This is a genomic window from Rhodococcus sp. A14 (genome assembly GCF_011603105.1).
Taxonomy (GTDB): domain Bacteria; phylum Actinomycetota; class Actinomycetes; order Mycobacteriales; family Mycobacteriaceae; genus Rhodococcus_F; species Rhodococcus_F opacus.
Genome location: NZ_JAAOQS010000107.1, coordinates 20,561 through 29,444, shown reverse-complemented (window position 1 = coordinate 29,444; position 8,884 = coordinate 20,561). Strand labels below are relative to the sequence as shown.

Annotated in this window: 9 protein-coding genes; 3 read left to right on the top strand and 6 right to left on the bottom strand. The window is 68.3% G+C overall.

Features of this window, described 5'->3' with window-relative positions:
• Positions 1–2 precede the first annotated feature (2 nt).
• A complete protein-coding gene (locus G9373_RS36490; protein WP_133984378.1) occupies positions 3–854 on the bottom strand; it encodes a class I SAM-dependent methyltransferase in 852 nt (283 codons plus the stop codon).
• Positions 855–901: 47 nt separating this feature from the next.
• Between G9373_RS36490 and G9373_RS36485 the strand changes: the two genes are divergently transcribed.
• Complete coding sequence (locus G9373_RS36485) at positions 902–1,483, top strand: helix-turn-helix transcriptional regulator (protein WP_133984376.1); 582 nt, start codon at positions 902–904, stop codon at positions 1,481–1,483.
• An 11-nt stretch (positions 1,484–1,494) separates the two neighbouring features.
• A complete protein-coding gene (locus G9373_RS36480) occupies positions 1,495–1,707 on the top strand; it encodes a hypothetical protein (RefSeq protein ID WP_167119793.1) in 213 nt (70 codons plus the stop codon).
• Between the two features lie 16 nt (positions 1,708–1,723).
• Here G9373_RS36480 and G9373_RS36475 read toward each other — a convergent pair whose 3' ends face one another.
• On the bottom strand, positions 1,724–2,524 hold the full coding sequence (locus tag G9373_RS36475) for an AraC family transcriptional regulator (protein WP_005256332.1): 801 nt from the start codon (positions 2,522–2,524) through the stop codon (positions 1,724–1,726).
• Between the two features lie 65 nt (positions 2,525–2,589).
• Here G9373_RS36475 and G9373_RS36470 point away from each other — a divergent pair, with 65 nt between their 5' ends.
• On the top strand, positions 2,590–3,030 hold the full coding sequence (locus G9373_RS36470) for a DUF3224 domain-containing protein (RefSeq protein ID WP_064080441.1): 441 nt from the start codon (positions 2,590–2,592) through the stop codon (positions 3,028–3,030).
• Between the two features lie 38 nt (positions 3,031–3,068).
• Here G9373_RS36470 and G9373_RS36465 read toward each other — a convergent pair whose 3' ends face one another.
• From G9373_RS36465 to nirB, 4 genes are all read right to left on the bottom strand, one after another.
• The gene (locus G9373_RS36465; RefSeq protein WP_005256327.1) at positions 3,069–3,647 is read right to left on the bottom strand and encodes a carboxymuconolactone decarboxylase family protein; all 579 of its coding nucleotides are present in this window, start codon (positions 3,645–3,647) and stop codon (positions 3,069–3,071) included.
• Positions 3,648–3,746: 99 nt separating this feature from the next.
• Positions 3,747–5,933 carry an acyltransferase gene (locus tag G9373_RS36460; protein ID WP_167119790.1) on the bottom strand — a complete coding sequence of 729 codons (2,187 nt, stop codon included), beginning with the start codon at positions 5,931–5,933 and terminating at the stop codon, positions 3,747–3,749.
• A gap of 124 nt (positions 5,934–6,057) precedes the next feature.
• Entirely contained in the window at positions 6,058–6,384 is a 327-nt protein-coding gene (locus G9373_RS36455) for a Rieske 2Fe-2S domain-containing protein (protein WP_005256322.1), read from the bottom strand.
• Positions 6,381–8,876, bottom strand: a complete 2,496-nt coding sequence (gene nirB, locus G9373_RS36450) for a nitrite reductase large subunit NirB (protein ID WP_167119787.1) — start codon at positions 8,874–8,876, stop codon at positions 6,381–6,383. The genes G9373_RS36455 and nirB overlap by 4 nt, the downstream gene beginning before the upstream one ends.
• Positions 8,877–8,884: the final 8 nt, after the last annotated feature.

Below are 8,884 nucleotides of genomic sequence, written 5' to 3'. Positions count from 1 at the left end.
GTTCAGGGGCGGCGGGCAATCCAGACGGTCCGGCTGCCCCGGACCGTCAGGTCCCCGCGGTGCAGGACGCTGTCGGGGTTGTCTTCCGAGAGAAGGCGATCGAGAGTCGCGCGGTCGTCGGCGGCAAGTTGCCCGTCGAGCGCGGAGCGGATGCGGCGCAGGAAATTCTGTGCGTAGCGTCCGGTGCTCGGCGGGGCCGGGGTTGCCTCGCTGGTGAAACTGCGCTCCTCGACGTCCACGAAACCGGCCCGCTCCACGTGGGCCCGCCAGTTCGGGTGTGAGTTCCAGTCCAACCGCGCCAAGGCTTCGTGGCAGCGCGACTCCAGGCCCGGGCGGCCCAGGCCGAGGTCGTCCGGCAGCAGGCGCGGCAGCGCGTCCATCTCGACGACCACCAGCACGCCGTCGGTGTTCAGCGCGCCGTACATGGCACGGAGCACCCGGTCGGGATCGGCGACCTCGTGCAACGAGGACGCCGCCCACACGACGTCCGCCGCGTCGACTGCCGGCCAGGCGACATCCAGATCGGCGTGCACGACGCTCAATCGGCCGGCCAGTCCCCACCCGTTCGCGGCCGTGCGGAGGCGCTCGAGCATCACCTCCGACCTGTCGATCGCGATCACCTCGGCCGCGGGGAATTGTCGAGCAAGGGTCAGGCTGCCGACGCCCGTTCCCGCCCCCACGTCCACGACCCGGTGCGTGGTCTCCCCGGTGCGCTGTCCGACCCATTCGGCCACCGGGTCGAGGTAGGAGCCGAAAACCTCGGCGTCCAGGTCCAGTAGATCCGCCAGCGCCGCCTCGTGGTCCCGGGTGTGCCCGCCGTGGTGAGGGGAGTGGTGATGAGAATGCTGTGTCATTACTCCAGGCTAGCCACATCCTGCGCGATACGCATACACTCTTGCCTATGACGCAAGAAGTGGGGTTGGACAGCGTGATCCGTCAACGCATCCGAGGCCTTCGGCTGGCCCGCGGCTGGTCACTGGACGTGCTCGCTGCGCGCTGCTTTCTCAGTCCGTCCACCCTCAGCCGCATCGAAACCGGCCACCGCAGGATCGCCCTCGACCAACTGGTTCCCATCGCGCGGGCCCTCGGCACCACGCTCGATCAGCTCGTCGAGTCCGTCGAGGACGAGGATGTGGTGATCCGGCCGCAGCCCGAACACACGCGAGGTCTGACGATCTGGCTCCTGTCCCGCGAACGCGCGCTCCACGGCGCGACCGTGGCGAAGATGCGCATCACCTCCGATCGGCCCGCGGGCCCGGAGCATGTGAGTGTGCACCCGGGCCACGAGTGGTTCACGGTGCTGTCGGGGACAGCCCGCCTGCAGCTCGGTGAGCGAACCATACTGATCGAAGAGGGTGCCGCAGCGGAGTTCTCGACCATGGTGCCGCACTCCATCGGCGCCCACGACGGTCCCGTGGAGATCCTCACGATCTTCGACCACGACGGGGAGCGTGCCCACCTGCACGCCGGTCACAACGAGTAGTGAGGACAGGCATGTCGACTTCCGACACCGCAGGCCAGACGGAGTTTCCGGCGAGCATGGGGAAGGTCTCCCGTCGTGAGCTCGCGTCTCACGGCTATACGCGTTTCGACCAACTGACGACGGTCACCGCCAAGGAGCTGTCGAAGATCGACGGCGTCGGACCGAAGGCGATCCGAATCCTCGAGGAGGAACTCGCGGAGCGGGGGCTCGGCTTCGCGAACTGAGCCGAGCCCGGCCGGGCTACAGCAGGCCGTTCGTGCGCTGATAGGTGGCCGGTGGTGTCCCGACCACGTGAGTGAAGACACGGGTCAGGTGCGCCTGGTCGCTGAACCCCAGTTCGTAGGCGAGGGCAGACCAGTCGATCCTCTCGCCCGAGTGGGCGGCGCCGGCCGCGTCGAGGATGCGGAATCGCTGGATCACCCACTTCGGGCCGATGCCCACGTACTCGGTGAACAGCCGTTGCAGGGTGCGCAGGCTGCAGCCGGCATGTGCGGCGAGCTGGTCTGCCCGGACGATGTCGCGGCGGCGCTGGGCGTCGCCCACCAGGGCTGTGATCTCCCGACCCGTGGGATCCGGAACGGGATCGGTGCGAAGAAGGTATCGCTCGAAGGCGTCGATCATCTCCGCGCTGTCCGTGCCGGCGAGGATTCGCTCAGCGACCGGGCGATCGTCACCGGCGAGCAGATCCCGGCCGGGCTGGACGGTTCCCGAGATCGCGCCGACGCTGCCCCTCAGCAGAGACCGGAACCCGCCGGCGTGGAAGGCAGCTCCCAGGACGTGGCCTTTCCCGGTCAGCGTTCGGTAGAACGGAGACCGGGAAATCCCGTGCACCAGCAACTGTCCGTCCTCGGCAGCGACATGTACGCGGGGCTGGGGCACCACCTGCTGACGATGGGGCTGCGGCACCGACCACCTCACCAGCCAGTGGTAGTCGACGAACTCGGCCAAAGCCTCTCGGGGAGCGACCCGTTCGACCTCGAACCCCGGTGCGGCGGCCGTCGGGTGGACGATCGCCTCGGGATGTCCTGGCACGGTCGGCATTCGCTCATCCTAGTGTCGCGAATGTTCAAGAACGCCATACTGCCGCGTACCTAGAGTCACGTGTCATGAGCTACTCACACACTGCACGTGGCAAGTTCTCCATCGCGTCGTGGTCGGAATCGGTGATCGTCGACATCGACGGCGAAGGTACGACCGCCGGCGACACCTATTACCCCACTCGCGGTGCCAACCGAGCGACCGTCTCGTACTCGTACTCCGGGGACATCGACGGAACGAGCACGGTGGTCTACCTGATCGCATACAAGGCCGATGCCGCGCCGGTGCTCGGCCTCGAACGCTTCGAGGGCTCGATCGGCGGGCACGACGGAACGTGCGTGTTCCAGCACATCGGCAGCCAGGACCAGGGTTCGGTGTCGGCACGGATCGAGGTGGTGCCGGGTATGGGCACCGGCGGTCTGATCGACCTACGCGGCAGCGCGGACCTGTCCATCGCGGGCCCCGGCGACAGCGGCTACGAATTCGTTCTGTCGTACGACATCGGATGAGCCTTCGTCGTCGATCGTGTCTTCGCGCCCGGCGGCCGTCATGTCGTCGAGGGTGCGGCGAGGGGCTTCAGGCCACACGCCGTCGCGAAGCCCTGTGATTCGATGCCGAACGCGGTGTTGGTGCGGGTCGCGAAGTTCGCCAGCGCGATGAACGCGGTCAGTTCCACCAGCGCGGCCGGGCCGAGCGCGTCGAGCAGCCTGGCCGACATTTCGTCGGTGACCGTCGGCGGGGTCAGGGTCATCGCTTCGGCGTACTCGAGCACGTCCCGCTCCAGCCGCGTGAACACGTCCGACTGGCGCCAGCGGGGTACTTCGCGTGCCTTGGTCAGATCGAGCCCCTCGTTGTGGGCTTGGAAGTAGCCGAAGTCCAGGCAGAAGCTGCAGCCGACCAGGCCTGCCACCGCCATGTGGGCAAACGACTTCAGGTTCGCGTCACACCGATCCCACTTCTGCGCCTGGCGACCGACGCTGAAGCTGAAGTTCAGCACCTTCCGGTTGTGCCACGCGACCTCGACCGGCTCGGCCACCTCGCCGAGCATCTTGCGGTACATCCGCTTGACGATCGCGCCGTAGATGCCGGTCAGCTCGGCCTTCGGGATCCGGGTAGTGCCGGCCATGATTCCTCCTCCGGTTGTCGTGCTCTCGGCATGAGACACCGGCCACGAACCGAATGTGACACCCGAACCGGAATTGGCGGCAGGAACCTTCGCTACCGCTCAGCCCGGTGCGAGTGCGCGGTCGGCCAGCGCGGCGACGACGGGCGAGAGTGCCTGAGCGTGTTCGAGAGTCAGGTGATTGTCGTCGCGGTACACGAGGTCGTTGCCGACGATGACGGGGCAGCGCTCGGTGGTGCAGAACAGGGCGGTGAGGTCGGCGTACCGTCCGCCGCCTGCCGCGGTGGCCACCGCCTCGGCCACGACGCCGGCGTCGTTCACCGCGACCGGCCGTGGCGGCGAGCAGGCGGTCGCGTCGTCCAGGTGGGCGGACAGGCACGTCGGCACGGTCGACTGCGGATCCGGGATCGGTCCGAGGACGAGGACGGCCGCACCCGTGGCCCGCAGTTCCGTGACCAGGCGGGTCAGGCTGTCGAGCCAGGCCTGACCGTAGACGGTGAAACCGAAATCGGCGCCGTACCGCCGGGACATGCTCAGCACCACCAATCGGGGCCGTTCGGTCCGCAGCCGATCGACGATCTCGCCGCGCCACTGCTCGCACTCGGTGTATTCCCGCCCGAGGTAGGGGCTGGTGAGTGGGAGGTCGAGAAGCGGGCAGGTGACCTTGCCCATCGTCTCGAGCCGCCAATGATTATGCTGGGCTGCCGATTCGAATGCCGGGGCCCACATCGCGGCATGCGAATCGCCGACCAGCGCCACCGTCGTCGGAGACGCCACGTCCCCCGACGCGCACTCGCCCTGACCCACTTCGAGCCACGACCGCACACAGCCGTTGACGAACACCTCCGGCTTGTCTGCCGGCGCGTCGGCAAGCGGTGGAGAAAGATTCGACGGGACCGATTGCAGCCCTGACGATTCCGCGACCACTGCCTGCACCTGCGCGGTCATGTCGTGCACCGCCGCGTCGCGCGGATCGACTGCGGTAGGCGCCGATTCGGCCGGCGCAGAGACGGTGAGGGCTGTGGCCGCGGCTCCGTGTCCGACCGGAACCGGCCGCGCGATCAGCAGCACCAGTGCCGCACACACTGCGATGGCGGTGACGGCGCCGCCGAGTACGAGGCTGCGCGAGGCCGAACGACGCAGCGGAGCAGCGAAGCGGACGGGATTCTCGACCAGGACCAGTGTCAGTCCGGCCAGACCCGCGGACACCATGACCATCGCCAGACGATCGGTCAGGTCGAGCGAGCGCCCGAGCACGATCGGCGCGAGCAGCAGTACCGGCCAGTGCCACAGGTACCAGGAATAAGACACCCGACCGACCGCCCGCATCGGCGGCAGCGACAGGCTCCGCCCGACCCCCAGCCGGGGTGTGGCACACCCCGCCCCGATCACCAGCACCGTGCCGACGACCGGAACCAGCGCGGCGGTTCCGGGGTAGGGCGTCGTCTCGCCGAGTCGGAAACAGGCGACCACGATCAGTGCGAAACCCGTCCATCCGGCTGCGGCGGCGACCACCGACGGCAGCCGCTGCCAGTGCCGAACCGACAGGGCGACCAACCCGCCTGCGGCCAGTTCCCAGCCGCGGGCGGGCAACGAGAAGAACGCCCACGGCGGCAGGGTCCGGGTCCAGTCGAGCGAGACCGCGAACGACACTGCGGCGACCACGGCGAGCACGATCAGATACGGGGTCGTCGACGGTGTTTCGTCCGCGTCGAGGCGCCGTGTCCTGCGCCGGACGAGCCAGGCGACCCCGATGATCAGCGCCGGCCACAGCAGGTAGAACTGCTCTTCCACGCCGAGCGACCAGTAGTGCTGGAACGGTGACGGGGGTGCGTCGGCGGCCAGATAGTCGGTGCCGTGCAGCGCGAACCGGTAGTTACCGACGTAGAGCGCACTGGCGATCCCGTCGCCGAGGACCGCGCGGGCCTGCAGACGGGGCAGGAGCAGGGCCGAGCCGATCGCAGTGGCCACCAGCACGATGCACCCGGCGGGCAGCAGCCGGCGGGCCCGCGCACCGTAGAACTCGGCCAACCGCACACGGCCGCTGCTCGCGACGTTCCGCCACAGCAGGCCGGTGATGAGAAACCCCGAGACGACGAAGAAGATGTCGACACCGACGAACCCTCCGTCGATTCCGGGCACGCCCGCGTGAAAGAGGACCACGGCCAGCACGGCGACGGCGCGTAGACCCTCGATGTCCGCGCGGAACCTCGTCTCGGCCGGCGGGACACCGGCCGGAGGGCGGTTACCGGATCGGCGTCGCCGTTCCGGACTCGCGACGGTATTCACTCGACCAGCGATCTGTCCATGCGACGCGCCCCTTCAGCTGCAGCATTGAGCTCATGATGACAGCGGTGCCGAGACTTTCCCGAAAGGCACGCCGTATCAGGGCAGAGCACTCGTGAATGGCCAGTCACACGTGCACGACGACCGACCCCTCGCGAACCGAGGCGGCGTAGGTGCGGACCGAGCCCACACCCTCGGATGCGCAGGCGCCCGTGTCGAAGGCGAACGCGTACTGGTGGAGCGGGCACATCACGCCGGCGGCGTCGATCTGTCCGTCGGCGAGGGGACCGCCCTTGTGCGGGCACACCGCATCCATCGCCCGAACGGTGCCGTCCGACAACAGGAATACGGCCACCTGACGGTTCTGCACGACGTACGTCCGGCCTTCGCCCGGCGTCAGGTCGCTGACCGGCCCCACCGCGACCTCGGAAGGCCCCTCGACCAGGGCGGTCATCGGACCGGCACCTGGGGAAGCGGCAGCAGCGGGAGCGACGGAGCGAACTGTGCGGGCGATTTCGGCGCGCTGCGCTCCTTCCAGGGATCCCGGTAGCCGTCCACCGCCGTCTGGATCCGCTCGTCCAATCCCGTCACGATGTCCTCCTCGTCTCGGACCAGTAGCGCCTGAAGATGTTCGAGTCCCACCCGCGGCACGAAGTCGTACGTGCGCTCGAGCCATTTCGCGTTCTCGCGGTAGTACTGGATGAACCGTCCGCCGAGTTCCACTACGGCGTCCGGTGATTCGACCGTGGCCAGCAGATCGCCCTTGCGGATGTGCGCTCCGGCGGCGCCGCCGACGTAGATTTCCCACCGGCCGTCGCCGACCGCGACCACACCGAAGTCCTTGCACAGGGCCTCCGAGCAGTTGCGTGGGCACCCGGCGACCGCGAGTTTCAGCTTCGCGGGCGTCTCCAGGCCCTGGAACCGCTCCTCGAGCGCGATGCCGAGGCTGGTCGAATCGCCGAGACCGTAGCGGCAGAAATCGGTTCCGACGCACGTCTTCACCGTGCGCATGCTCTTGCCGTAGGCGAACCCGGACGGCATGTCGAGGTCACCCCACACCTTGGGTAGATCCTCCTTCTTGATGCCGAGCAGGTCGATGCGCTGCCCGCCGGTGACCTTCACGAGCGGGACGCCGTACTTGTCGGCAACGTCGGCGATCTTGCGGAGTTGCTCCGGCGTGGTGACGCCGCCCTTCATCTGCGGGACCACCGAGAACGTGCCGTCGCGCTGGATGTTGGCGTGCACGCGGTCGTTGATGAACAGCGCGCCGCGCTCGTCCATCCAGTCGGGTCCCCAGATGGTGCGGAGCAGCGAGGCCAGGGGCATCTTCGCGGACGCGTCCTCCTTCGCGTCCGTCGCGAGCTCGGCGAATACCTGGGACACGGCGCGGAGATCGCGTTCCCGGATGGTCGCGATGAGTTCGGGCTTCGTCATCGGGATGCAGGGCACATACCAGTCTGCGGAGGGGTCGGCCTCGAGTTCGCCGCCCGCGGCGCAGGCCACGATGTCGGCGACGAGACCCTTGCACGAGCCGCAGCCCTTGCCTGCCCGGGTCTGGGCGCAGACGTCGGTGAGTGTCTTGGCGCCGGAATGGACGCACGCCACCAGATCGCCCTTGCTCACACCGTTGCAGTTGCACACCTGCAGGTCGTCGGGGAGATCGGCGACACTCGTCGCGGCGCTCGGGGCTCCGACGTCGAAGAGCATGCTGATCCGCTCCTCGGGCAGCGGCACTTTGCCGTCGAACGCCTGCGTGAGGAAACCGGCCTTGCTGATGTCGCCCATCAGGGTGGCGCCGATCAGCTTGCCGTCTCGGACTACGAGGCTCTTGTACGTGCCGCTGCGCGGTTCGTAGTACTGGACGAACTCGTCGTCCGCCGTCTCCGGTCCCTTGACGCCCATCGCGGCCACGTCGACGCCGGCGACCTTCAGTTTGGTGGTGGTGCGCGAACCGATGTACGCCGCTTCGGGATTGGAGCCGGTGAGGACTTCGGCGAGGATGACCGACTGCTCCCACACCGGGGCGACGAGGCCGTAGGTCTCCCCACGGTGCTGTGCGCACTCGCCGACGGCGTACACGGAACCCTCGTCCTCGCAGCGCATCTGGTCGTCCACCACGACGCCGCGTTCGACCACGAGCCCGGCGGCCCGCGCGAGTTCGGTGTTGGGCCGGATTCCGGCGGTGACGACGACCATGTCGGCGTCCAGGGTGGAGCCGTCGACGAACGACACCCCGGTCACGAGGCCCGCGTCGTCGCGCAGCACGGCGGTGGTCCGCATCGAGGTGTGGACGCCGACGCCGAGTTTCTCGATCTCGGCGCGCAGGACGCTGCCGCCGCGTTCGTCGAGCTGCTGGTTCATCAGGTGCCCGGGGGAGTGCACGACGTTGACGGTGAGACCCTGAGTGCGCAGCCCGTACGCGGCTTCCAGGCCGAGCAGACCGCCGCCGATCACCACCGCGGACACGTCGTCGCGGGCCTGCGCCATCTGCAGCATGCCGTTGGTGTCGGCGATGTTCCGGAAGCCGAACACCCCGCGGGCCAGGCGCCCGTCGTGCTCGCGCAGTCCGTCCATGTTGGGGAAGAACGTGTTGCTTCCCGTGGCGATGATGAGGACGTCGTAGTCGACGACGCGGCCGCTCTCACACGTAACGGTCTTCGCGAACCGGTCGAGTGCGACCGCGCGGTCGCCGGCGTGGAGTTTGACGCCGTTGGCGGTGTACCAGCCCATGGGATTGAGGATCAGGTCCTCGTCGTCGACGGCCGCCTCCCCGGACAGCACGTGCGAGAGCATGATCCGGTTGTAGTTGCCGTAGGGTTCGTCGCCGATCATGGTGATCTCGAAACGCTCGCCGCCGCCACGGTTCAGGATCTCCTCGACGGTGCGTGCGCCGGCCATACCGTTGCCGACGACCAGCAGCTTGCTCGAACTCGGTGTGTTGGCCATGCGTCGAG

Coding starts and splice junctions, on each gene's coding strand:
- G9373_RS36465 (WP_005256327.1), bottom strand. CDS start 3,647: ATGGCCGGCACTACCCGGATCCCGAAGGCCGAGCTGACCGGCATCTAC.
- nirB (WP_167119787.1), bottom strand. CDS start 8,876: ATGGCCAACACACCGAGTTCGAGCAAGCTGCTGGTCGTCGGCAACGGT.
- G9373_RS36475 (WP_005256332.1), bottom strand. CDS start 2,524: ATGCCGACCGTGCCAGGACATCCCGAGGCGATCGTCCACCCGACGGCC.
- G9373_RS36490 (WP_133984378.1), bottom strand. CDS start 854: ATGACACAGCATTCTCATCACCACTCCCCTCACCACGGCGGGCACACC.
- G9373_RS36485 (WP_133984376.1), top strand. CDS start 902: ATGACGCAAGAAGTGGGGTTGGACAGCGTGATCCGTCAACGCATCCGA.
- G9373_RS36480 (WP_167119793.1), top strand. CDS start 1,495: ATGTCGACTTCCGACACCGCAGGCCAGACGGAGTTTCCGGCGAGCATG.
- G9373_RS36455 (WP_005256322.1), bottom strand. CDS start 6,384: ATGACCGCCCTGGTCGAGGGGCCTTCCGAGGTCGCGGTGGGGCCGGTC.
- G9373_RS36470 (WP_064080441.1), top strand. CDS start 2,590: ATGAGCTACTCACACACTGCACGTGGCAAGTTCTCCATCGCGTCGTGG.